Origin of the sequence: Streptomyces sp. NPDC048295 (assembly GCF_040652135.1) — a bacterium.
Lineage (GTDB): Bacteria > Actinomycetota > Actinomycetes > Streptomycetales > Streptomycetaceae > Streptomyces.
Map to the genome: position 1 here is coordinate 186,480 of NZ_JBEZLL010000016.1, position 24,519 is coordinate 210,998.

The window sequence follows — 24,519 nt, forward strand, 5'->3', positions numbered from 1 at the left end:
GATGCCCCCGCTGCACCGTCTGGCGTTCGACCCACCCGGCCCGCCCCGGCCCGTCGAGTTACCCGATGGAACACGGGCCTGGCTGGTGAGCCGCTACGCCGACGTCCGCAAGGTCCTGACCGACAGCCGATTCGGGCGCGCACTGCTGCACCCGCCGGACGCCCCGTCGCTGTCGGGCGAATCCGGGCTGGTGAGCAGCCTCGACCTGATCTTCAATCAGGACGGCGAGGACCATCTGCGCCTGCGTCGCACCATGCGGCGTGCCTTCACCCCGCGGGCCGTCGCCCGCTGGCGGCCCTGGATCGAGTCGATCGTCGAACAGTGCCTGGATGAACTCGCTTGCGGCGGAAGGCCGGTGGACCTGGTGGCCGGCTTCACCCTGCCGCTTCCGGTCGCGGTGATCAGCAGACTGATGGGGCTCGACACCGAAGCCCGGGAGCAATTGCGCCACTGGAGTCAGTACGCCTTCTCCGACGGCTCCCACCCCGAGGAGGAAATGGCCTCCGCACTGTCGGAGTTCGCCGCCTTCGGAGCGAAGCTGCTCTCCGAGCGGCGCGCCACACCGGGCGAGGACCTGACCAGCATGCTGGTCAGGGCTGCCGACGAGGAGGGCGGCATCCCGGAGGGACAACTCGTCGATCTGGTATGCGGGTTGGTCGTCGGCGGCCATGACAGCACCATGACGATGCTGGGCAATTCGCTGCTCTATCTGCTCGGTGAACGGCCGGAGGTCTGGCCCCGTCTTGGGGCGGACGAACAGGCCGCCGGGGCTCTGGCGGAGCGCCTGCTGCATCTGATTCCGCTCGGTGACGACCGGGGGACCGCGCGCCACGCCTCCCTCGACACGGAGGTCGGCGGCGTGACGATCCCGGCGGGTTCGGTGGTGCTCGCCGACTGCGGGGCGGCCAACCGCGATCCCGATGTGTTTCCGCCCCGGCCGCTCGACGACCTCTTCGCACCCCTGGCGGCGCCCACCCTGGCCTTGGGGGCGGGCTCGCACTACTGCCTGGGGGCCTGGCTGGCCCGGCTGGAGCTCCAGCTCGCCCTGCACCGGATCGCCGCCCGGTTCCCCGGCCTGCGTCTGGCCGCGCCCGCGGAAGAGGTCGAGTGGCACCTGGGCACCACTTCCCGCAGCCCGCGACGGATCGCCGTCACCTGGTAGGAGTGGCCGTTCGCGTGGGCGGGCGTCAGGCGGGCTTCGGCCAGTCCTGTGCGTCCGCCCACGCCGCGTAGGAGGTCCAGGGGACGGCGGGGAACTGTGTCCGCAGCGCCGCCATGTCCACCTGGTAACCGCTGTCCACGAAGAACCTGTACATGGCAAACATATCGGGGTTCGCGGTGCGGAGGTCTTCCAGCGAGGACTGCCGGAACGCGACCGTGCCACCCGCGGCCCGCCCGATCTCCGCAGCCATCCGGACCGGCGTGGGATCGTCGCCCGCCACCTCGATCCGCTGTCCGATCCAGCGGTCCGGATCGGCGACGACCGCGGCCACGACACGGCCCAGGTCCTGCCGCGCCACCTGCTGGATGGGGGTGTCGCCGGGAACCGGCATGGTGAGCAGACCGGCGGCCACCTCGTCCACGGCACCCAGGGCGTTGTCGTAGAAGTAGGACGGTGCCACCACCGTCGCCGGCAGCCCCGAGGCGGCCAGCAGCTCCTCGGTTCTGGCCTTGGTCTCGAAGTGCGGGACACCCGTGTCGCGGTCCGCGCTGGCGACGGAAGCCATCACCAGATGCGGCAGAGCGGCATTCGTCGCGGCCCGTACGATCGCCGCGCCCTGGGCGACCTCGGCGTCCAGGCCGTCCTGGAACGGGGTGGTGACGGCGAACGCGGCGGTGGTGCCCCGGAACGCATCGGCGAGCGAGGCCGCGTCGAACAGATCCCCCGGTACGACCTCCGCCCCGGCCGCAGCCAAGGCCCTGGCCCGTCCGCTGCCGGGATCGCGGACCACGGCGCGCACGGCGCGTCCCGCCTCCAGCAGGGCGGCGGCCACCGCACCGCCCTGGCCACCGGTTGCGCCGAGCACCGCGACGGACATGGGATCTCCCTTATCGACTGACATGTGAACATGTTGGCCAGAAGCGGCCGTGGTTGCCACCGGGACGGATCAGCTGCCGGAATTGGCGGCGTTGCGCCGGGCGGTGAGGGCCGGAGCCATGTACGTACCGGGGTGGTGCTGCTCGATCCGGGGCAGTGCCAGGATTCTGCCGTGCCTGCGATCAGCGGCGCCACCGTCCCGACGGGCAGCGCCCCGTGTGCGACGACCGTGTCGGGCGAGCGGGGGACCGGCCACGTACGCGGTGGCCGGCCAGGGCCGTATGGTTTCGGTGCCTTGCGCAGGGGCGGGCCGTCGGTGCCCGTTGTGGCCATGTGCTCAGAACCGCGAGGACGCCGGCGGTGGTGAACCCGGTCGCAGATCCGGGTCGGGCGGCAGTCTGCGGGCCGCGTACGTGCCCGCGCACGCCGCCAGCAGCATCACGCAGCCCGCGAAGATCAGCCCGGCCTGGCGCAGCCCGAGCCAGGTGGCCATGGCGCCGACCCCGACCACCGGAAGGGAGATCCCGCCGTAGGCGACGACGAAGAACGCCGAAATGGTGCCGCCGCGATGCTGCGCCGGAGCCGCGCCGCTGATCAGGGTGAGCGCGGCACGGAAGGCCAGGCCCTGGCCGGCGCCGCCGCACAGGGCGCCCAGGACCAGCAGGGGCAGGGACTCGGCGAGCAGCGAAGAAGCCACCAGCAGCAGGCCGACGACGAGGACGCCGCAACCGACCGGGAGCGCGAGGCGTGCGCCGATCCGCTGGGTCAGGGACTGCCCGGCGGTCGAGGCGAGGAAGACGGAGAAGACCACGGCGCCCGAGACGGCCAGATTGTGCACACCCAGCGTCCGCGCGGCGAAGCTCGGTGCGACCGCGGTGAACAGGCCGAGCAGCGCGAATCCGGCGAAGGCCGCCAGTGAGGCGGGCAGGAAGACCCCCTTCACCTCGGGGGGAACGGACAGCCCCTGCGGCTTCAGGGGCGGCCGCCGCTTCGGCTCGGCAACGGTCTCCGGGAGGAGCCAGGTGATCCCGCAGGCAAGTGTCACCAGTCCCAGATGGACCCAGAACGGAAGCGTCAGCGGCCAGGGCGTGTACTGCGCGAGGATCCCGGAGAGCAGTGGCCCACAGCCCAGACCGCCCATGTTCGCCGCGGTGGCGGCGAACCCCGCACGCGCCTTGTGCCCGGGCCCCGCCAGTTCGATGACGGCTGCCGTCGCGGCGCCGCTCAGGAGCCCGGCCGCGCAGCCGGACAGCAGCCTCCCCGCGAAGAGCAGGGGCAGACCTCTTTCCAGCAGGAAACACCCCGCGCTCGCCGCCGACAGCGCCAGCGCGCACAGGAGCACAGGTCTTCGGCCGGCCTCGTCGGAGTAGTTCCCCGCCACCAGCAGCACCGTGATGACCGCGATGGCGTAGACGGCGAACACAACGGTCACCATCAGTTCGGAGAACCCGAGCTGTTCCTGGTAGAGACCGTACAACGGGGTGGGCAGGGTGGTGCCCGCCATTCCGACGGCGAACACCAGCGCCGCTGCCACGTAACCCGGCCGCCACTTCCCACCGACTGCTTGTGTGCATTCGCGAACCCTCACGCGCCTCACCTCGCGGCCGGTGCCCCGTCGCGGCCGGGTCCGGGGCGGGTCAGTCCCAGAGGTCGTGCGTCATGACCCGCTCGGTGTACGCCGGCCTGCCTTCGGTGTAGACGAGGTGGAGCCGGGTGAACTGCCGCAGCTCGGGATGGGACCGCCAGGTCTCCGGGCGGTCCAGCCGGATGATGACGGGATACGAGTGGAACTTGCCGGCCGCGCAGTAGGGCTGACAGTCGTTCACCGCGTCGAGCGCCGTGCCCGTGGCGGAGTCCGGCCCCCAGCGGGACCAGTGGATGTCGATGAGGCGATTGTTGCCGTCCCCGCAGGCGAGCAGGAAGTCGCCGGGGCGTACCTGCGCGTTCGAGAAACAGTCGACGGCCACGGTGCGAGCCGATGGGCGGGAATCCGTGGACGTGGGTGCTGATGCGGAAGCGGATGCCGGAGCGGGGATCGCCGCTGCGAACGCGGCGGCGGCGCACAGCATGACCGCTGTCCTGAGGTTGCGTAGTTGCATATCGGCTCCTCGGCTGCCTCATGTCGGGCCCACACCGCCCGGGGCGGTCGCCGGGTGTGACGCCCTTCTTCCAGCCGTCGTTCCTGAATCGACAATATGGCCACACCCAGTGATACACCACCCGTAAGGGTGATAACAGTGCAAAAATGGTGCGAAAGGTGTTCGATCTGTCGCCCGAATGCCGTTCGTTACCGGATGAGGCTCTCTACGGGTCGCTCCGGCTGTCGCGGGTGGTCAGGCGGCATGGCCGGCGGACCCCGTGGCCGACTCCCACTCCTTACGCCCGGGGCCATCGAACGCGGGCGTGAAGTCGGGGTGTTCGTCGAGCCACTGCGCCAGCCGGGCGCGTACCTCCTCGGTGCCGTATGCCTGATCGGCCCTCAGGACGAGATGGCGGACCTTCGCCCGTGCGCGCATGACCAGTGGGTCGTCGAAGGCGCAGGCGGCGAGGGCGGCCCTCTCGCGCCCGGCCGCGGTGGGGGGTTGTGTCGACGCCCGTGCGGGATCGCCGAGTCGAGCCGCATCGGCCCGGTCGGCGGCGACCTGGGCGTCGAACCACGGGCGCAGATCGCGCGCCGCCCAACGGTGGTATCCGGCGGTGAACGACGCCGGGTCCGGGGCCGCGTCCGCATGGCGGGCCACCCACTGTCCCGCCCTCAGTGCCATGGCCACTCCCTGTCCCATCGTGGGATTGGTGTACGCGAGTGAGTCCCCGACGGCGACGAGACCGGTGACCACGGGGCCGTCGGCGTCGGTCATCGAGGTCCAGCGATTGTGCAGGCCGCCCATCGTCAGTACACCGGAGACCGGCTCGGGCTCCAGGCCCAGCCATGCCGCGATGGCGGGAAAGGTCCGGGCGGCTCTTTCGAACACGGCGGGGTCCCGCAGGGCCGCGCGGGTGGGATCGGCGGTGGAGACCGTCATGGATGCCGCGAAGATGCCGTTGTCCGACGGGAACACCCCGCCGACCGCGAAGGCCGAGACCGAGCCCGGTCTGATGCGCCCGGGATCGCGCGGCCCGTCGGCGCGCAGCCGGTACCAGCGGCAGAAGTACGCGATCGGGACGCGGTGGTTCTCCACGACCGCGTCCCGGCAGCCCTCCTCGGAAAGCCACCGGGCCACCGGGGACCGGCGCCCGCCGGCATCGAGCACCAGATCCGCACGGTGCGTCCGCGAAGCGGAACGCACCCCCGTGACCTGCGGGATGTCGCCGTGCCGGTCGACGACGAGTCCTTCGGCGGCCTCTCCGAGCCGCACATCGACGCCAGGTTCGCGGTGCACCGCGTCGTGCAGAGCGGCCTCCAGGACGATGCGCCGGGTTTGGACCGTCACCAGATCCTCGTCCCCCGGGCGGGCGGGCGGACGCTCGGCGAACCAGTCGAGCTCGTTGTGTTCCCGGGCCCCCATGCGCAGCATCGCACGGTACGCGTCCGGAGCCTCCGCGCGCAGCACGGTCCGGACGGGGGCCAGGAGGCCGTGCGGCTGGACCGCCTGCGGCACACCGGGGCGGTGCCAGTCGAAGAAGTCCCCGTCGAGGTCACGCCCCGGCCGGTGACCGTCCCGCTCGAAAAGGGTCACCCGGTGGCCCCGGCGGCCCAGGAACAGGGCTGCGGCCAGGCCGCCTATCCCGCCGCCGACAATCGCAACCCGCGTCAATGCTGTTCCCTCCGCGCCGTGTTGCCGGCCCACCGTATCCCAGGGCCCCCCGGGGGTGAGGCGCAGGGGCGGGCATCGGGGCGGGGCGTCGCAGGGATCAGCCCCGCTCCACCAGCCGCTCGGTCGCCGACAGCGCCATGCGCAGCGCACTCGCCCGGTCCGCTCCACGCTGGCCCAGGACGACCCTTGTGCTCAATCCGTCGAGCAGGGCGAGGAGTTCGGAGGCGCGCACCTGCGTATCGAGGTCCGCGGCGAAGCGGCCCTGTCGCACGCCCTTGGCCAGGAGCGCTTCGAGGTCCTCCTGCCAGCCGCGGTCGATCTCGGCCTGGGCCTGTCGCAGCGGCTCGTTCGACGCCGTGCGCGCCCACAGCTCGATCCACAGAGTCCAGCGCGGATCCCGGGGCCCACGGGGGAGGTACAGCTCAAGGAACTGGGCGAGCTCGCGTTCGGTGCCGGCTCCGCTCGCCAGCAACGCCCGGCGCTCCTCGGTGAGCGCGTTCTCGCTCCAGCTCAGCACCTCCAGGAGCAGTCGGTCCTTGCTGCCGAAGTAGTAGAGGATGTGGCCGCCGCTGGTGCCGAGGCGCTTGGCGAGCGCCGACATGGTGAGTCCGGCCAGGCCGTCCTCGGCGATGGCCGTCATCGCCTCCTCCAGCATGCGTTCCCGGGCCAGATGCCCGTCCCGCCGTCGCGCCGTCGCCGCCACGCAACCCCTCCTCGTCCGTGAACCCCGGTGACGACCTTAGGCCCTGCCGTCGAACAGGGCCGAGCCCGCCTCCGCCCACCGATTTCGGCAGAGGTCTTGACGGACCCCCGCAGAGACATCTTGAATGCCGTTCTAACTTTTAGAACGGCATTCAAAGTACTGCTCCGGGACTCCCGGAGCACGCACGGATGAGGGGCAGGCCGCATGACGCAGCAGGAGACGACCGCGAGGGCGCCCGGCGCAACCACGGCCACCGACCAGGCCTTCCAGGTCGAGACACACGGCATCGACCCGATTCCCGACGAGGAGCGCCACGGCAGCGCGAAGGATGTGTTCTGGCTCTGGTTCGGCTCCAACCTCACCTTCACCTACGTCATCAACGGCGCCCTGGCCGTCGCCTTCGGGCTCTCCTTCTGGCAGGCGACCGGCGTCGTCGTCACCGGCGGACTGGCGTTCTTCGCCATCAGCGCGGCCGGACTCAGCGGCATACGCACCGGCACCGCCACCCTGGTGATCTCCCGCGCCCCCTTCGGCGTCCGCGGCAACTGGCCCGCCGGCATGCTCAACTGGGTGGTCAGCATCGGCTACACGATCCTCAACACGGTCGTCGGCACGCTCGCCCTCGAAGCGTTCCTCGCCGATCTGGGCTGGGCCTCCGGCCACACGGGACGGGCCCTCGCCCTGCTGATCACGCTTGCGCTGACCTTCCTCGTCGCCCTCTGGGGCCATGCCACGGTCCAGCTGGCCGAGCGCTGGATCGCGTACGTCCTCGCCGTCGGGTTCGCCGCGCTCCTCGTGTTCCTGCTGCCCGGCGCCGGCACGGGCGGGGCGGCGGTCCACCCCGGGGCGTCCGGGTGGAGCCTCGCCTTCGTCGTGATGCTGGCCGGGCCGTTCAGTTACGTCCCCATGCCCGCCGACTACACGCGCTACCTCCCGAAGACGACCTCGATGCGCTCGCTCACCTGGTACGGAGCGCTCGGCGGCTTCGTCTCCTCGGTGGCCCTGGGAATGGCCGGGGTGGCCGCCGCCACGCAGACGGACATGACCGACGCCGTGGCAGGCACCGAGAAGCTGCTGCCGGGATGGTTCCAGCCGCTCTTCCTCGCCCTCGTCCTCGGTGGCTCGGTCACCAACTCGATCGTCACGCTCTACTCGTCGAGCCTGAACCTCCAGGTGCTCGGCGTCCCCTGGAGCCGCTCCAAGGCCATCGTCATCAGCGCGGCCGTCACCGCGGCGGGCTCCCTCTGCGCGCTCTTCCTCACCGACTTCACCAGCTCGCTGCTGTCCTTCCTCTCCCTGCTCATCATCGTGTTCGCGCCCTGGGGCGGAGTGTTCCTCACGGACATGGTGATGCGCCGCTGCCACTACGACGCACCCTCACTGCACACCGGACCGAACGGCGCCTACTGGTACCGCTCCGGGTACCATCCCGCCGGCATGACCGCGCTGCTCGCCGGCATGGTCTTCGCCGCGCTCACCTGCGACTCCGAGCTGTGGACCGGCCCGCTGGTCGCCCCCCTGGGCGGCGCCGACCTCACCCTGCTCGGCGCCGTCGTCTCGGGCCTCGTCTACTGGCTGCTCGCCCGCCGGACCGTCGCACCGCACACCGGACCCTCCTGACCGGCGGCCACGCCCCGCCCGGACCACCGACCGACCGCACCACCGCACCACAAGGAGTCACCCCACATGGCCAGCCCCGCCGACCTCGTCCTGCGCAACGCCCGCATCCACACCGTCGACCCGTCGCTTCCCGAGGCGCAGGCCATGGCGGTGGTCGACGGCCGCATCGCCCGGCTCGGCACCGACGACGAGGCGAAGGGATGGACGGGGCCGGACACGCGGGTGATCGACGCCGGGGGCAAACTCGTGCTCCCCGGGTTCATCGACGCCCACAACCACGTCCGGCTCGGCTCGGACGACGCCTGCGTCCAGCTCTCCGGCGCCCGGACCCTCGACGAGATACACGCCCGCATCCGCGCCTGGCACGGGGCCAACCCCGGTGCCGAGTGGATCGAGGCGGAGGCCTTCGACTACTCGGCCATCCCGGACGGCCGGATGCCCACCGCCGCCGACCTCGACCCGGCCACCGGCGACGTACCGGCCTTCGTGCTGAGCTACGACGTGCACACCGCCTGGGTGAACACCGCCGGCCTGCGCCGTCTCGGCATCGACCGCGACCGCACCCGGCTGCCTTTCGGCCAAGCCGCCACCGACCCCGCCACGGGTGAACCCACCGGATTCATCAAGGACTTCGCGGTCAAGGGCCTCTCCCGCGACGGCCACCGGGCGCTTCAGGAGCTGGGCGTGCCGTGGGCCTCGCCGGACCGGCAGTACGGGCGGCTCGCCAAGTCCCTCGACGACGCCATCGGCTTCGGCATCACCACGGTGGTCGAACCCCAGAACTCGCTCGACGACCTCGCGCTCTTCGAACGCGCTCGCGCCGAGGGCCGACTCAAGTCCCGTATCGTCGCCGCCCTCTTCCACCCGCGCGGCACCACCGACGCCGACCTCGACGACTTCGCCGCTGCGGCCCACCGCCACGACGACGACCGGATCCGGGTCGGTCCGCTCAAGCTCTACATCGACGATGTCGTGGAGCCGCGTACCGCCGCCCTCCTGGAGCCTTACGCGGGCTGCCGCCACCACCGCGGCGACACCTTCTACCCGCCCGAGGAGTTCGCCGAGCTGCTGACCAAGCTGGACGCCCGCGGCTTCCAGTGCTTCGTCCACGCGACCGGCGACCGGGGGATCCGTACCGTTCTGGACGCCGTGGAACGGGCCCGCGCGGTCAACGGGGCGAGGGACGCCCGCCACCAGGTCGTGCACGTCGAATGCCTCGACCCCGAGGACACCCCGCGCTTCGCCGCCCTCGGCGTGGTCGCGTGCATGCAGCCCCGGCACAGCGCCCCGGAGGTCGCGGGCCCCGGCAAGGACTGGGCGGAGAACGTCGGGGCCGAACGCTGGCACAAGGCATGGCCCATGCGCAGCCTGCACAGGGCCGGGGCCGTGCTCGCGCTCTCCAGCGACTGGAACGTGGCCGAGATGGACCCGATGATCGGCATCCACACCGCCGTCACCCGGCGCCCGCTGGGCGGCGGCGAACCCTGGATGCCGCAGGAGACGATCAGCGTGGAAACCGCGGTCCACGGATACACGATGGGTTCCGCGTACGCCAACTTCCTCGAGAACGAACGCGGTTCGCTCACCGTCGGCAAGGCCGCCGACTTCGTGGTCCTCTCCCGGGACATCCTGCGCGCCGCGCCCGAGGACATTCCCGGCACCGTGGCGGAGACCGTCGTGGTCGGCGGTGTCGTCGAGCACCGCGCGTAAGCGGCCCGGCGGCCTCCCGGAACTCCACGCCGCCGCGTGTCCGGGAGGCCGTCAGGTCCTTCTGTGTTCCGCGGTGCTCGGGACCGGCCGCGGATCGGGGCCGGTCAGGAAGCCTGGATCTCGTAGACCGCGAAGTTGCCCCACTGGAGGTGGGCGTCGCGGACCGTCAGACGCAGGCGCTCGGTCGTGACCCGCTGCGGCAGATTGATCGTGCGCTGCTCGACGGTCGCCGTGTTGCCGGACCAGGCCGGCTGCTGCCCGGCGATCTGCGTCACCCACGACGAGCCGTTCCACGTCTGCACGTCGAGCTGCTTGACGCCCTGTCCGGTGGCGAAGGCGGTGCGCAGGGTGACGGAGCCGATGCTGATGGGCTGCCGGTAGTCCACGTCGATGGTGCCGGGGAAGGCGATGCCCTCGGCCACGCTGCTTCAGGCGGTCGAGGCGTCACCGTCGGCCATCCGGTAGGCGTGGCTGTTGCCCAGCGTGGGGTACGAAGTGGTGACGACCGGCCGGAACGGTGCCCCGGTGAACTGGTGGAAGCCCCGGTCGGGAGCGGTGGCCGGGACCGGGTTGCCGAAGTAGTCCTTGACGCCCTGCGCCACCGTCGCACCGCGCCCCCTCGCGGGGGAGTCTGCCTGGAGCCTGTAGCCCGCCGGATCGGTGCCGAGGGAGACCAGCTTCGGGTCCTCCTTGACCGCGTTGATGTCGCCGGAGGGGGCGACGGGCGTGTCCGTGCCCCAGTAGAGGTTGGAGTCGTAGACGGTGGCGTTGGCGGTGTCGTAGCCGGCGGTGGTCCGGTTGTAGAAGATGTTGTTGCGGATCTCGATGCCGCTCGCGTTGTTGTAGATGTGCACGATCTTGCCGAGCGGATAGTCGCCGGCCCCGGTGTACGGCGGATGCACGGTGACGACCCGCCCGCCCGCGTAGACCGTGTTGTTGTGGATGTGGGTGCCCGACGTCTCGGTGGAGAGGCTGAAGACCTCGTAGCCGTCGTCCTTGCTCAGGTTGTAGCGGACCACGGTGTCCTTGGTCGGTGCGCCCTTGAAGGACACGGTGATGAAGAACCCGCCGTCGTTGTCGTGGCTGTAGTTGTACTGGACGACGCTGTGGTTGTTGTCGGCGTCCGCGTCGAATCCGTGACCGTCGGTGCCCGGTCCGTTGAAGCCGGTGCCCGACACCTCGTTGCGCTGCACGAGCAGGTCGTCGTTGCCCTGCCACCAGATGGCGACGTTGCCGCCCTTGGTGTTCAGCCTGCCGCTGGCGGCCTTGTCGACCCGGTTGCCCTCGACGACGGCGCCCTTGGTGTGCATGGGGGTGATGCCGCCGGCCGTCACGTCATGGACGTAGTTGTCGCTGATCCTGACGTTCGTGCTGGGCGTCCAGGTGACGACCTCGCTGTCGGGGATCCCGGTCTCCACCGGGTACAGACTGGTCATGCCGTTGCGGCGGGACCAGGTGGACCAGGTGATGATCCCGTACGAACGGACCCTGCCGACCTCGTTCTTCTCCACCACCAGGTTGTCGAAGTACGTGGGTGTCCGGCTGCCGCGGACGGAGACCAGCAGCCCGGCCGAGCTGACGGTGCTGCCGCCGGGGCCGTCGACGTCGTGGATGTTCAGATTGCGCAGGGTGACGTTGGACAGCTTGCCCGCGTCCTTGGCGAAGAGGTTCACACCGGAGCGGGGGGTGGTGCTGTCGCTCCAGTTGGTCACCTCCAGGCCGTCGAGGGTGAAGTCGTGGACGTTGTTGAGCCTGACCGCCACATCGCTCGTGCCGCCGCCCTCGATCACCGGCTTGGCGCCGCTGCCGTACGACCCGACGAATGCGGGGGAGCCGACCGCCCCCGCACCCTGGACGTCGAGCCGTCCCTTCCACCGCTGACCGGCCTTGAACAGCAGCCGGTCGCCGGGTCCCAGCGTCAACTGGCTCGCCCTGGCGAGGGACTTCCAGGCGGCCGCCTCGTTCCGGCCCGATGCGCTGTCGTTGCCGGACCCGGCGTCCACGTAGTACGTGGTGCCCGCCGCGTGCGGATGGGCCTGGGCCGGGGGCGCCGCCTGCGCGGGCCCCGCCGCCACCGCGGAGAGCGGGAGAGCGAGAGCCGCCAGGAGCGCCCCCGTGAGCCGTGTTCGCCGGGCGGGTGGGGTACTCGGGATACGTGAGGTACGCAAGTCTCGGTCCTTCCGATCGGATTGCCGGTCGCTGGTGCGCGTTACTTACCGATCCCCGCAGTCATGCCCTCGACGATGCGACGGCCCAGCCAGAGGTAGAGCACGATCATGGGATAGACCAGGATCACGATTCCGGCGAACAGGGCGCCCCAGTCGGAGCTGTACTGCATGGAGCCATAGAGGCTGAGAAGGGCCGCGGGCAGCGTCCGCTCCTCAGGCGTGGGGGTGATCAACAGGGCGAGCAGGGTCTCGTTCCACAGGCCGATGACATTGAGGATCAGCACGGTCATCACGCCGGGCTTGGCCACCGGCAGCACGACCTGGACGAAGGCGCGCAGCGGACCCGCGCCGTCCAGCTCGGCCGCCTCCTCGATCTCGTGCGGCAGCGAACGCATGTAGCCGGTGAGCACGAACACGGCGAACGGCAGCGACAGCACCACCTGGAACACCAGGAGCGTGATGCGGTTGTCCCACCAGCCGGTCACCCAGTCGATCATGAAGGTGGACACGGACAGCTTGATCACGATGATCGGGATCACGATCGTCTGGACCGGAATGCTCAGCCCCATCGCGAAGTACCCGGTGAGCCGCCCGGCGGCGCGCCGGTCGGAGCGGGCCAGGACGTACGCGGCGGGCGCCGAGAGCGCGACGATCAGCAGCGATCCGGCCAGGGTCAGGACGGTGCTGTTGAGCGCGGCCGCGGAGAAGCCGGCCGCCTTCCACGCCGCGGAGTAGTTGCCCCACTCGATGGTGTCGGGCAGCGCGAACGGCGAGAGCCAGACCTGCCCGGAGTCCTTGAGCGACTGGAGGCCGACCCAGGCGACCAGCGCGAGGTTGAAGACGACCCAGACCCACAACGCGACGGCCGTCGCGCGCGGCACCAGGATGTCGCCGAACAGGCGCCTCATGAAAGCTCCACACGTTCGCGGCGGGTGACACGCCTGGTCAGCACGATGAGGATCGTCGTCACGATCAGGATGACCACGCCCATGGCCGCGCCCGAACCCAGTTCGGGCACACCGCCGCCGGCCACCGAGGCGTACTGCTGCACCGCCACCGTGCGGGCCTGGATCGGCGGGCTGGCCGGGGTGCCGGCCGTGGTGAAGGCGATCACGATCTCGAACACCTTCAGGCTGTTGACCACCCACAGCACCGCCGACACCGCGAACACGTCCCAGGTCAGCGGCAGTGTGATGTGCCGGAACTGCTCCCACTTCGTGGCGCCGACCAGCTTGGCGTCCTCGTAGAGATAGGGCGGGATGGAGTCTGCGGCCGACATCATCAGCGCCACGTAGAAGCCCGTGCTCGACCACACGAGCCCGGCGACGATGCACTTGAACACCATGTCGGGGCCCAGCCACGGCCGCCCCTCGATGCCGACCCAGCCCAGGACCGTGTTGACCGCGCCGTCGGGGTTCAGGAGGAAGCCGATGGCGACGCCGACCGCGATCACCGAGATGATCATCGGCAGGAAGATCACGGACCGGATGAAGGCCCGGCCCTTGAGCTGCCGCAGCACCATCATGGACAGGAAGGTGAAGGCGAAGACGAGGGCCCCGCCCCCGAAGGCCAGCACGAAGGTATTGACGAAGGCGGTGCGGAAGGCCTCGCTGCGCGTCAGTTCGAGGTAGTTGCCGAGGCCGTTCCACGTCATGGCGGAGCCGGGCCCGGCCCATTTGTTGAAGCTGACCCAGAAGCCGAACAGCGACGGCAGGACGAAGAGCGCGGAATAGGCGATCAGCGCGGGGAGCAGGAAGGGCCAGAAGGCCCGCTCGCGAGCCGGCCGTACCCCTGTGCGCTTCCTGTCCGCCTTCTCCGCGGCGGGCGGTGCCGCTGTCGCGGGCGGGGTGAGTGTTGCCGTCCCCATGGGCTCAGCCCTTGCTGGCGAGGTAGTCGGCGGCCTTCTTCTTGCCGGTCCTCACGAAGGCCGCGGCATCGATCTTCCCGGAGAGCAGCTGGTCGTCCAGGGGGAGGAAGACGTTGTTCCACCAGTTCTTGTCCGCGGCCATGTCGTCGTAGGTGCGGTGGGTGAACTTCGCCTCGGCGACATCCTTCTGCACGCCCGCCAGGTAGCCGGGAGCGGGGACGTCCGGGCGCGCGGGAATGTTGTGCGCGGTGTCGGAGATCTTCTCCTCGTACTTCTTCTGCAGGGCGAAGGCGAGGAACTCCTTGGCCGTCTCGACGTTGTGGCCCTTGGCGTTGACGCCCCAGCCGAGCGTGCCGACCTCCACGGAGTTCTTGCCGCCGGCCGGCAGCTGGAACGAGGCGACCTCGGTGCCCTTGGCCAGCTTCGCGCCGGTCTCGGCGGCCAGCCAGGTGCCGTTGAGGTTCAGGTCGTACCTGCCCTGCGCCCAGGCGTCCTGTGCGGCGGGGTACTTGGTGGCCATGAAGTCCTTCTGGAAGTAGCCGCCGTCGGCCAGCTGCTCCACCTTCTTGGCCGCCGCCAGAACAGCGGGCCTGTCCCAGGCGGCCGGATCCTTGCCCAGGGCGCTGAGGCTCCCGGCGCCCTCGGAGCGGACCAGGGCCGAGTAGAACCAGTACGCGTTGTAGAAGTTGACCGTGCCGTCCTGGCCCAGAGGAGTGCGGCCGGCCTTCTTCGCCTCGTCGAGACGGGCGATGAACTCCTTCCACGTCTTGGGGGCGAGCCCGGCGTGCTTGGACGCGTCGTACCAGACCGCCGTGGAGATCACGGTGTGGGCCATGAAGCGCACATGCCCCTTGTCGGTCGACGCCTTCCGCACGGACTCCGGCAGTACGTCCCGCACCTTCTTGCCCTCGCCCGGTACCTCCATGTCCAGGACGTCGTCGAGCGGCTCGGCGAGATTCTGCGCGACGAAGGCGCCGACACTGTCGGTGGAGGTGTCGAACAGGTCCGGGCCCTGGCCCGCGGTCATCTCGGTGGGAAGGGTGTCGGTGCCCTTGCGACCCACGAACTTCAGGTCGACCTCGGTGCCGGTCGCCTTGGCGAAGTCGTCGGCTATCGACTTGATGAGCTTGCCCTGCGGTTCGTCGGCACCCCAGGAGGAGGTGTAGACGAGTTCCTTGCCCGAGGCCGCGGAGCCGTTCTTCTTGCCGCAGGCGCCTACGCTCAGGGCGAGGGCTCCGACGGTGAGCATGGCTGTCAACTTACGCACGGGAGTGTGCCTTTCGTGAGGATGACTGGTGGGCGCGGTATTCCGCGGGCGGGGCGCGACGGCCGGGGGTCAGTCCGGCAGGAGGGACACGACGGTGCCGGTGCGGCGGGCGCGCTCGGCCGCCCAGACGACCCGGTGTGTGGCCAGGCTCTCGGCGCCGTCGGTGAGCACCAGCGAGGGGTCGTTCCCGCTGATGGCGTCGACGAAGGCGTCGAACAGGGACGCGTCACCGCCGCCGTGCCCGGTGGCCGCCGTGGGATCGCCGTGGGCGCCCGTGTCGATGACGGTGACCTCGTCGGTCACGAAGTCGTGGACGCGCAGGACGACACCGTCGCCGTCGATGGAGCCGCGGGTGCCGAAGATCCGGGTCTTGCGGTGCTCCAGTGCCGCGAACGCGGTGACCGTGCAGGTGGCGGAGGTGCCGTCGGCGAACTCCATGGTCACCACCTGGGTGTCGACCACGTCGTTGTCACAGCTGTACGCGCACCGGCCGTACGGGCCCTCGCGCAGCGCCGCGAGCACCCCCTCCTCCGTGTGGTCGGCCGTGACCGCCGACAGCGGCCAGAACTCCTTCTCCGGGTCGCCCAGACAATCGAGGTAGATGCGCTTCGCGGAGTACGGGCAGGTGGACTCCACCGGGCACTCCACACAGCGGTCCGCCGCGCCGTCGGGCCGGTTCTCGGCCCGGAAGTGCACCAGATTGCCGAAGGAGGACACCCGCTCGGGCAGCGCTCCCTTGATGTGGGCGATCCAGTCGAGGTCGTGGCAGGCCTTGGTCATCAGCATCGGGCCCGACTCCTCCTGGCTGCGCCAGTTTCCCCGCACGAACGAGTGGGCCTGATGCCACCAGCCGACCTGCTCCAGATGCTGGATGTTCATCACCTCGCCGATCCGGCCCTCGGCGATGAGCTCCCTCAGCCTCAAGGTGTAGGGGGTGTAGCGCATGACGTGACAGACGGCCAGCAGAACGTCATTCCGGTCGGCGGCCGCCGAGATGGCGGCGGCCTCCTCCTCGGTGTGCGCCATTGGCTTCTCCAGGAGCAGGTGGTAGCCGAGCTCCGCCGCCCGCACCGCGGGCTCCGTGTGCATGCTGTCCTGCGTCGAGATCACCGCCGCGTCGGCCAGCCGGTCCCGGGCGAGCAGATCCCGCCAGTCGGCGAAGACGTTCTCGGCCGGTACACCGTGCGCGTCGGCCATGCTGCGCCTGCGCTCCGGATCGGGCTCGGCGACGGCCACAACACGCGCCAGGCCGGTCTCCAGAGCACGCCGCGCGTAGCTCATGCCGCGCAGCCCCGCCCCGATGATGGCGAGAGTGACCACAAATACCCCCTCGGACTTGCCACTTACTAATGCAAGCTGTTTTTATTTCTCGGGTACAGAGCCTGTCAAGGGAGTGACGGTGACAATTTCCGGAGGCGACACCTCGCGGCTGCGGCGCATCAATCTGGTCACGACACTTCGCGCGCTGCGCGGCCAGGGCCCCCTCAGCCTCACCGAGGTCACCAAACGCACAGGTCTGTCCCGCCCGACCGTGGAGAGTCTGACGGAAGAGCTGCTCGGCTCGGGATGGCTGAAGGAACTGCCCCCGCAGCCCGGCCACATGGGCCGCCCCGCCAGGCTGTTCAGTTTCCACTCCACCGGCGACTACGTGCTCGGGATCGACATCGGTTCGTACAGCATCAGGGCGGCCGTCGCCGACCTCGACGGCACCGTGGTGGCGTCCCGCACCGAGCGGGTGAGCGCGGACGCCGGGCGTGCCGTGAGGCTGGCCGCCGTGCGTGCGACGGCGGTGAGCGCGCTGGAGTCGGCGGCGGTCGGGCGCGCCCAGCTCGCCGCCGTCTGTGTCGGGACCACGGGTGTGGTCAGCCGTGACGGCCTGGTCAAACGCTGTGTCGGCCTGCCCGAATGGGACGGGCTGGACCTGGCCGGCGAGATGGGCGCCGACTTCGGCTGCCCGGTCCTGGTGGAGAACGACTGCAATCTGGCTGCACTCACCGAGGGCTGGATCGGTGAGGCGCAGGGCGTCGACGACGTGGCCTTCGTGCTGTCCGGAGTGCGTACCGGGGCCGGTCTGTTGATCGGCGGCAGGGTGCACCGGGGGCGCGGGGGAGCGGCCGGCGAGATCGGCGCCCTGCCCCTGGTGGGCTGGCACCGGGCCACCTCGCATCTGACCGGCTATCCGAAGATGCCGGCAGAGATCCTGCCCCAGGAGGCCGCCGAGTACGTCTTCGCCCAGGCCCGCGCCGGTGAACCGGCGGCCCGCTGGGCCGTCGAGCAGTACGCCCACGACCTGGCCGAGGGTATCGCCGCCCTGGTCCTGGCCCTGGACCCGGAGCTCGTCGTGATCGGCGGCGGGGTCTCGCGTTCCGGAGACGTACTGCTGGAACCGTTGCGGCGCCACCTCGATCCGCTGTGTCTGGAACCCCCGGCCCTGGCGGTCTCCTCGCTCTCCGACCAGGCCGTGGTGCTGGGCGCCGTGCGGCTCGCCCTCGATCACGTGAACGCACGGCTGTACGACGTCGACACGGCGCTGCCCAAGCCGTCGTCCTGATGTCGCCCTGGGGCGGTGCGTCCGGCTCCGCTCTTAATAAAAGTCTCTGTATATGTAGGGCGGGTGTCCTCGGGGCACGGCCCGTCGAAAGGAACGGCAGGAATGACGGCTCCCATGGTGCTGCCCCGGCCCGTCACGGCGCGGCCCGCCCCGGGCGAGTTCCCGCTCGACGCGACCACCACGATCTCGGCCCCCGATGCCTTGGCCACCACGGCCGCGTGGCTGCAGTCGGCACTGCGCCCGGCCACGGGGCTGCCCCTGCCGGTCACCGGGGAGGAGTCCCGACCGGGCATCGCACTGACACTGCGTCCGGAACTGGGGGCCGAGGCGTATCGCCTGGAGTCCGGGCCGGCCGGTGTCCGTATCGAGGGCGGCGACGCGAGCGGAGTCTTCTACGGCTGCCAGGTGCTGCTGCAACTGCTGCCGCCGCGGATCTACCGCAGCTCCCGGATCACCGACGAGCGGTGGACGGTGCCGGGGGCGGTCGTCGAGGACGTGCCGCACTACCGGTGGCGCGGGACCATGCTGGACGTGGCCCGGCACTTCCTGCCCAAGCGAGAGGTGCTGCGCTTCATCGACCTGATGGCGATGCACCGCCTCAACACCCTCCACCTGCACCTCACCGACGACCAGGGCTGGCGCGTGGAGATCCGGCGCTTCCCGGGGCTCACGGAGACCGGCGGATGGCGCGACTCGTCCCAGTCGGGTTCCACCGACGACGACCGGACCGAGGACAGGCCGCACGGCGGCTACTACACCCAGGACGACATCCGCGAGATCGTCGCCCACGCGGCGGAGCGCGGCATCACGGTCGTCCCGGAGATCGACGTCCCCGGGCACTCCCAGGCAGCCATCGCCGCCTACCCCGAACTGGGCGTGACGGGTGAGCAGTTGCCCGTCATGACCCGGTGGGGCGTCAGCCCGCACACCCTGAACACGGAGGAGTCGACCATCGACTTCTTCCGTGAGGTCCTCGACGAGATCATGGCCCTCTTCCCCGGCACCTTCATCGGGGTGGGCGGCGACGAGTGCCCCAAGGACCAGTGGAAGGCCGATCCGCGCACCCAGGAACTCATGGCGGAGCGCGGCCTGGCCGACGAGAACGCCCTCCAGGCGTGGTTCATCGCCAGGATCGCCGCCCATGTCGCCGAGCGCGGGAGGCGGGTGTTCGGCTGGGACGAGATCCTGGAGGGAGAGCTGCCGCCGGGTGTCGTCGTTGCCTCCTGGCGCGGGATGACCGGTGCCGTCACCGCCGCGCGCCGGGGCTTCGACGTGGTGTCGTGCCCGGACGACCAGGTCTATCTCGACTACCGCCAGTCGGAACGGCCCGATGAGCCGATCCCGGTCTCCGTGCCCGTGACACTGGCGGACGCCTACGCCTTCGACCCGGTCCCGGACGGCCTGACCGACGAACAGGCCGCACATGTGCTCGGCGGGCAGGCCAATCTGTGGACCGAGCACATGGACACACCGCGCATGGTGGACTACTACGCCTTCCCCCGCCTGTGCGCGGTGGCCGAGGCGCTCTGGCGCGGCCCGGGCCACCGCGACTTCGAGGAGTTCCGCACCCGGCTGCACGACGCGCACCTGCCCCGGCTCGACGCCATCGGTGTGGAGTACCGGGCGCGGACGGGGCCGCTGCCCTGGCAGACGCGGCCGGGCATCCTGGGCGCACCCGCGACGCGGGCCGACCGCGAGGCGCATATGAACCGCCGGGTGGCGGCGATCCGTTCCTGAGCGGGTACGCGGCGTTTCCGTGGCCGGCCTGCTCGGAGCGGGAGTTGGAGGTGGGCCCAGGGGCGGTGGGCCCCGTTCCGGGGCCGCTCGACACACGCCGGCCGGGTGTACGGGGGGGGGCGCCGAGAGGCCGCGGCGCCCGTGGAACAGGGCGAGTTGCCTGCTGTACGTGTCCCGGCGGTCGTGGGCTCTCACGTGCTACCGGGGCGTCGTCCCGGATGCGGGCGTGCAGATGCTGGTCGTGCCATCCGTCCGCATGCAGCAGCGCGCCACGCATGACGCCTTCGAAGGGGTATCCGGCCTTGAACGCCACCTTGCAGGAGGCCGGGTTGCCCACCGAGTGGCACAGCCTCAGTCGATGCAGACCCAGCTCCTCCAGGGCCCATCGGCTGACGCGCTTCACCGCCTCGACCGTGACTCCACCGCCACGCGCCGCGGGCAGGATCCAGTAGATGATCTCGGCGCAGCCGCCCCGAGATCCACGTCGTTCAGCCCGACGAGTCCCATGGCCTCGCCACCGGGCCGGGCGACGGCCCGGACCGCGCCCGTCTCCGCCTGTCGGCGCCGCTGCATGCGCTCGATCCTGTTGCGGGCGTCCTGCGACGACTCCACGGCGAAGAGGTTCCACCGGCGAATCGCCGGATCCTGACCGACGGCTGCCGGCTCATCGGCGTCCTCCAGGCACCAGGGACGCAACTCCAGGCCGTTGGGGAGGCCGAGCACCGGTTGGCCGTTCCGGGCCGTCCGACCTGCGGGAACGACGGGGGTACGGGGAGGCTGGTGATCATCGCGGCATCGTGCCAGAGGCCTTCGGGTGCGTGACATCGGATATCGAGTGCCATCGGGCCCTTGCGGAGCGCAGCACGAAGGGCCCCCGATGAGCAGCTGCCCATCGGGGGCCCTTCGTGCCGGGTCGAATGATCCTCTTCCCAGGACGGGGTGCCGGCCCGGGGGAGGGGAGTCCGCCGGGATCAGACCGCCGGGGCCGGGTAGGTCGGGTACTCCACACCGGAGACGTGCTGGACGACGCGGATCACCTGGCACGAGTAACCGAACTCGTTGTCGTACCAGAGGTAGAGGATCGCGTTGTCGCCGTCGACCTTGGTGGCGCCGGCGTCGACGATCGAGGCGTGGCGCGAGCCCATGAAGTCGCTCGACACGGCGTCCGGGGCGGTGGTGAAGTCGATCTGGCGCTTGAGCGGCGAGGTCAGCGACACATTGCGGAGGTAGTCGAGGACTTCGTCGCGGTTCGTCTCGCGGCCGAGCCGCAGGCTGAGGATCGCGATCGAGACGTCCGGCACCGGGACCCGGATCGAGCTGCCGGTGATCGGCGCCTTGAGCTCGGGCAGCGCCTTGGCGACCGCGGACGCGGCACCGGTCTCGGTGATGACCATGTTCAGCGGCGCGGAACGGCCACGGCGGTCGGCCTTGTGGTAATTGTCCAGCAGGTTCTGGTCGTTGGTGAACGAGTGGACGGTCTCCACGTGGCCACGCAGGACGCCGTACTCGTCCGCCATCGCCTTCAGCGGCGGCACGATCGCGTTGGTGGTGCAGGACGCGCAGGACAGGATCTGCTCGTCCGGCTTGATCGTGTCGTGGTTGACACCGTGCACGATGTTCGGGACGTCGCCCTTGCCCGGCGCGGTCAGGACGACCTTGTCGATGCCGGGGCGCAGGTGCTTCGACAGACCCTCGCGGTCGCGCCACTTGCCGGTGTTGTCGATGAGGATGGCGTCCTTGATGCCGTACGCCGTGTAGTCGACCTCGGACGGGTCGTTGGCGTAGATCACCTTGATCTCGTTGCCGTTGGCGACGATTGTGCTCTTCGCCTCGTCGACGGTGATCGTGCCCTGGAACTGGCCGTGGATCGAGTCGCGGCGCAGCAGCGAGGCGCGCTTGACGATGTCCTGGTCGCCGCCCTGACGGACGACGATGGCGCGCAGCCGCAGGCCGTTGCCGGAACCGGCCTTCTCGATGAGCAGACGTGCGACGAGGCGGCCGATGCGGCCGAAGCCGTAGAGGACGACGTCACGTCCGTCACCGCGCTCGATCTTGTTGGCACCCGTGGCGCCGGCGACGGCCTCGGCGGTGAACTCCTCCACCGGGAGACCTCGCTCGTCGGCGGCGTAGGTCGCGGCGAGCATGCCGATGTCGATCTGGGAAGGACCGAGGTCGAGCGTGGTGAGGGCCTGGAGGAACGGCAGCGTGTCGGTGACCGACAGCTCCTCACCGGCGATCTGGCGGGCGAATCGGTGGGTCTTCAGGATGCTGACCACCGACTTGTTCACCAAGGATCGGCTGTGGAGCAGGACCGTTACGTCCCGCTCCCGGTGCAGTTTCCCGATGACCGGGATCATCGACTCCGCGATCTCCTCGCGGTTCTTCCAGCTGGTGAACGAGTCGTCATTGACAGTCACAGGTTTATCTTTCGAGCTAGGCGGCGCTCATATGGTAACCCCTCGCTACTTTGATCATTCAAGCGGGCCGCCCGTGCCGGGTGCCGCCGGGCCGTCCCGCGTGCCGCGCGGGCCGGGGCGGCAGGCCTGGGGCGACATCTCCTGCCACGGCCCGCGCGACTCGGATCACGGGACTCGGCCGCGGGTCCGGTCGGCCGGCGGGTGCTCCACGCCGGTCCCGTCCTCGGTCGGAGGCGGGGTGCCGAGGCGTTCCGGCAGGGCCGGCTCGGGCATGGTGCGGTACAACAGCCAGCTCAGGGCGGGCATCAGGATCAGCGGGGCGAGAGCCGTTTGGAGGGAGGTCGCGTCGGCGATGCTGCCGATGACCGGGCCGGCCAGGCCGCCGATGCTGACGGTCAGCCCGAGGGTGATCCCACTCGCGGTGCCGATGCGTGAGGGCAGGTAGTCCTGGGCGAGGGTGACCTGCAACGAGAACGGGACGTACAGGCCGACGGAGGTCAGAATGACGAACGGATAGATCGCCGGGCCGGGAGCGAAGACGATCCCGGCGACGGCGCCGACCGTGGTCAGATATGACACGCGCACCACCGCCACCCGGTCCCACCGGTTCGCCAGGCGGCTGCCCAGCACGGTGCCCGCCGCGCCGCCGAGATAGAGGACGAAGAGCGCGGCGGTGCCTGCCGCCGTACCCCCTCCCGTGCGCTGACGGGCGTAGAGCGAGATGAACGTGCTCAGGCCGACGAAGACGATCGACCGGCAGACCACCGCGAGCGACAGCTTGACGAACGAGACCTTGTCGTCGGTGCCCGTCGCGGCAGCCGCCCCGGGGCCGGCGGACGTCGGCTTCTCCAGCGCGCGCAGGACGGGCAGGCACAGCACGCTGCCCACGACGGCCGGCAGTACGAGCAGCGGTGAGTACCGCAGTCCGCCGGTGGCCACGACGCCGGTGACCATGAGGGGGGCGACTGCGAAGCCGACGTTGCCGCCGAAGGAGAACCACCCCATCGAGCTGTGGCTCCCCTGGCCGACGAGCCGTGCGACGCGGGCGGATTCGGGGTGATAGGCGGCGACCCCGATCCCGGACACCGCGACGAAGAGCAGCGTCAGCGGGTACGAACCGCTGAGGCCGCTGAGCGCGACCCCGAGCCCGCCCAGGATAGTGCTGACGGGCAGCAGCCAGGGCATGGCCCGTCGGTCGGTGAGCGCCCCGAACAGCGGTTGTGCCACCGAGGACAGCAGTGACGCGGCGAGTACGACGCCCGAGGCCGCCGCGTAGGAGTAGGCGCGCTCGGCGACGAAGAACGGGACGAGCGACGCCACGGCACCTTGATAGACGTCCACACACGCGTGCCCGACCGACAGCAGAACGACTGATCTGTTCCTTGGCATGGCCTCATCGTCATTGCCGGGCTGCCTGTCGCGCTTCCGATAATCTGCCAACCCTTGCCGGAATTCCGCCTCTCCGCGCCTCCATGAGTCGCGCGCAGGGCGATCGGCATCGAGCGCGGCCCGGTGCGCCTCGATGAGGGTGATCGGTCAGGGGCGGCGGTTGTGGGTGCCCGGGGTGTAGCCGAGAGCGCGGTGGAAGACATCGATGAACGCGCTGGTGGACGACCAGCCGCAGTGGTGCGCGACCGTGGTCACCGGTACGTCGTCGCCCAGCATGCGAAGGGCGTGGTACAGGCGCAGTTGGGTGCGCCACTGCGGGAACGTCATTCCGAGCTCGCGACGGAACAGACGGCTGAGGGTGCGCTCCGCGGCTCCGGCCGTGGCCGCCAGGGCGGCCAGCGTGCGGGGGTCCGCGGGGTCCTGGTGCAGGAGGTCGCAGACGGCTTTGAGCCGGGGGTCGGTGGGGGCGGGCAGCTGTACGGGCTGCTGGGGTGAGGCGCGCAGCCGGTCGAGGAGCACCGCGCGCAGCCGCAGCCGCTCCGGGGTGTCGTCGTGGGGGCTTCGGGTGCAGGCGAGGATCAGCTCGCGCAGCAGGGGATCGACCGAGAGGACGGTCGGGGCGTCGACGCCGAGCGGATTGGTCTCGGCGGGCAGGCCCAGCAGATGCAGGGCGAGATGCCCGTGGGCGCGATGGGCGTGGGCGCAGCCGGCGGGGATCCAGATGGCCCGGGTGCCGGGGGCGAACCAGGTGCCCGCGCCGGTGGTGACCGCGAGGACGCCGGAGCCCGCGTAGACGACCTGGTGGTCGTCGTGACGGTGTGCGTCGATGCGCTCCCCGGGAGCCAGCGCCTGGGTGCGGGTGGGCGCCTCGGGTGAGTGGCGGATGTCCGGCATGAACGAGAACCCTATGGGAAGAGTGCCGGGCCGCCATCGGAGTCGTCGGCGAACAGGTGCGCCGGGAGCCTCGAAATGGCCTCGTGGATGTGATGCCACCCATAGGGGCCACGTCACATCCTAGGGCGGGTAGTAGACACGAACCTTGCCCGAACAGTACATAACCAGCGCAGAATGGTTCATTTCGGACATTGCTCCGTATTGGGGTAGTACGTCACATCATTGACCCCCACCGCGGCCGCCGCTAACCATGGCTGTCATCACGGGGAACCACGACCGGCCCGGACGCACAACACCGGACCCGCTCACCCCGTCCCGCACCACACAGGGGCCCCGCCCCGCACCGCCGCCGCCGACACCGGACGGCACCCCCACACCCCACAGGAGCAACTCCCGCATGACC

At 70.4% G+C, this 24,519-nt stretch carries 19 protein-coding genes and 1 pseudogene; 5 read left to right on the forward strand and 15 right to left on the reverse strand.

The features are described 5' to 3' along the window. Position 1: 1 nt before the first annotated feature. The gene (locus AB0D53_RS23995; protein WP_362449868.1) at positions 2-1,162 is read left to right on the forward strand and encodes a cytochrome P450; all 1,161 of its coding nucleotides are present in this window, start codon (positions 2-4) and stop codon (positions 1,160-1,162) included. Between the two features lie 25 nt (positions 1,163-1,187). On the opposite strand, the gene AB0D53_RS24000 is transcribed toward AB0D53_RS23995, so the two are convergent. The 5 genes from AB0D53_RS24000 to AB0D53_RS24020 form a co-directional block, all read right to left on the reverse strand. Beyond that, a complete protein-coding gene (locus AB0D53_RS24000; protein WP_362449824.1) occupies positions 1,188-2,039 on the reverse strand; it encodes an NmrA family NAD(P)-binding protein in 852 nt (283 codons plus the stop codon). A gap of 336 nt (positions 2,040-2,375) precedes the next feature. Further along, entirely contained in the window at positions 2,376-3,542 is a 1,167-nt protein-coding gene (locus tag AB0D53_RS24005) for an MFS transporter (protein WP_362449870.1), read from the reverse strand. 133 nt (positions 3,543-3,675) lie between these two features. Continuing rightward, complete coding sequence (locus AB0D53_RS24010) at positions 3,676-4,005, reverse strand: hypothetical protein (RefSeq protein WP_362449826.1); 330 nt, start codon at positions 4,003-4,005, stop codon at positions 3,676-3,678. Between the two features lie 366 nt (positions 4,006-4,371). Further along, positions 4,372-5,793 (reverse strand): FAD-dependent oxidoreductase, encoded by a 1,422-nt coding sequence (locus tag AB0D53_RS24015; RefSeq protein ID WP_362449828.1) that lies wholly within the window; start codon positions 5,791-5,793, stop codon positions 4,372-4,374. A 97-nt stretch (positions 5,794-5,890) separates the two neighbouring features. Beyond that, positions 5,891-6,496 (reverse strand): TetR/AcrR family transcriptional regulator, encoded by a 606-nt coding sequence (locus AB0D53_RS24020; RefSeq protein ID WP_362449830.1) that lies wholly within the window; start codon positions 6,494-6,496, stop codon positions 5,891-5,893. A gap of 204 nt (positions 6,497-6,700) precedes the next feature. Here AB0D53_RS24020 and AB0D53_RS24025 point away from each other — a divergent pair, with 204 nt between their 5' ends. Together AB0D53_RS24025 and AB0D53_RS24030 are read left to right on the forward strand one after the other, a co-directional pair. Next, a complete protein-coding gene (locus AB0D53_RS24025) occupies positions 6,701-8,116 on the forward strand; it encodes a cytosine permease (protein WP_362449832.1) in 1,416 nt (471 codons plus the stop codon). A 66-nt stretch (positions 8,117-8,182) separates the two neighbouring features. Beyond that, a complete protein-coding gene (locus AB0D53_RS24030) occupies positions 8,183-9,826 on the forward strand; it encodes an amidohydrolase (protein ID WP_362449834.1) in 1,644 nt (547 codons plus the stop codon). Positions 9,827-9,930: 104 nt separating this feature from the next. On the opposite strand, the gene AB0D53_RS24035 is transcribed toward AB0D53_RS24030, so the two are convergent. The 6 genes from AB0D53_RS24035 to AB0D53_RS24060 form a co-directional block, all read right to left on the reverse strand. Continuing rightward, positions 9,931-10,248, reverse strand: coding sequence for a hypothetical protein (locus AB0D53_RS24035; RefSeq protein WP_362449836.1), 318 nt, complete (start codon positions 10,246-10,248; stop codon positions 9,931-9,933). A gap of 6 nt (positions 10,249-10,254) precedes the next feature. Continuing rightward, positions 10,255-11,994 (reverse strand): hypothetical protein, encoded by a 1,740-nt coding sequence (locus tag AB0D53_RS24040; protein ID WP_362449838.1) that lies wholly within the window; start codon positions 11,992-11,994, stop codon positions 10,255-10,257. Positions 11,995-12,035: 41 nt separating this feature from the next. Further along, positions 12,036-12,902 (reverse strand): carbohydrate ABC transporter permease, encoded by an 867-nt coding sequence (locus AB0D53_RS24045; protein ID WP_362449840.1) that lies wholly within the window; start codon positions 12,900-12,902, stop codon positions 12,036-12,038. Beyond that, positions 12,899-13,861 (reverse strand): sugar ABC transporter permease, encoded by a 963-nt coding sequence (locus AB0D53_RS24050; protein WP_362449842.1) that lies wholly within the window; start codon positions 13,859-13,861, stop codon positions 12,899-12,901. The genes AB0D53_RS24045 and AB0D53_RS24050 overlap by 4 nt, the downstream gene beginning before the upstream one ends. Positions 13,862-13,865: 4 nt before the next feature. Beyond that, complete coding sequence (locus AB0D53_RS24055) at positions 13,866-15,110, reverse strand: extracellular solute-binding protein (protein ID WP_362449844.1); 1,245 nt, start codon at positions 15,108-15,110, stop codon at positions 13,866-13,868. 87 nt (positions 15,111-15,197) lie between these two features. Further along, positions 15,198-16,448 (reverse strand): Gfo/Idh/MocA family oxidoreductase, encoded by a 1,251-nt coding sequence (locus AB0D53_RS24060; RefSeq protein ID WP_362449846.1) that lies wholly within the window; start codon positions 16,446-16,448, stop codon positions 15,198-15,200. Between the two features lie 79 nt (positions 16,449-16,527). On the opposite strand from AB0D53_RS24060, the gene AB0D53_RS24065 reads away from it, so the two are divergent. Both AB0D53_RS24065 and AB0D53_RS24070 read left to right on the forward strand, forming a co-directional pair. Continuing rightward, positions 16,528-17,679, forward strand: coding sequence for an ROK family transcriptional regulator (locus tag AB0D53_RS24065; protein ID WP_362449848.1), 1,152 nt, complete (start codon positions 16,528-16,530; stop codon positions 17,677-17,679). Between the two features lie 102 nt (positions 17,680-17,781). Then, entirely contained in the window at positions 17,782-19,416 is a 1,635-nt protein-coding gene (locus AB0D53_RS24070) for a beta-N-acetylhexosaminidase (RefSeq protein ID WP_362449850.1), read from the forward strand. A 352-nt stretch (positions 19,417-19,768) separates the two neighbouring features. On the opposite strand, the pseudogene AB0D53_RS24075 reads toward AB0D53_RS24070, so the two are convergent. From AB0D53_RS24075 to AB0D53_RS24090, 4 genes and pseudogenes are all read right to left on the reverse strand, one after another. Next, positions 19,769-20,241 (reverse strand): annotated as a pseudogene (locus tag AB0D53_RS24075) (GNAT family N-acetyltransferase); the annotation flags it as partial. A 146-nt stretch (positions 20,242-20,387) separates the two neighbouring features. Continuing rightward, a complete protein-coding gene (locus tag AB0D53_RS24080; RefSeq protein ID WP_362449852.1) occupies positions 20,388-21,833 on the reverse strand; it encodes a glyceraldehyde-3-phosphate dehydrogenase in 1,446 nt (481 codons plus the stop codon). Positions 21,834-21,998: 165 nt separating this feature from the next. Then, positions 21,999-23,222, reverse strand: a complete 1,224-nt coding sequence (locus AB0D53_RS24085) for an MFS transporter (RefSeq protein ID WP_362449854.1) — start codon at positions 23,220-23,222, stop codon at positions 21,999-22,001. A gap of 147 nt (positions 23,223-23,369) precedes the next feature. Further along, the gene (locus tag AB0D53_RS24090; RefSeq protein ID WP_362449856.1) at positions 23,370-24,116 is read right to left on the reverse strand and encodes a helix-turn-helix transcriptional regulator; all 747 of its coding nucleotides are present in this window, start codon (positions 24,114-24,116) and stop codon (positions 23,370-23,372) included. Positions 24,117-24,519 lie beyond the last annotated feature (403 nt).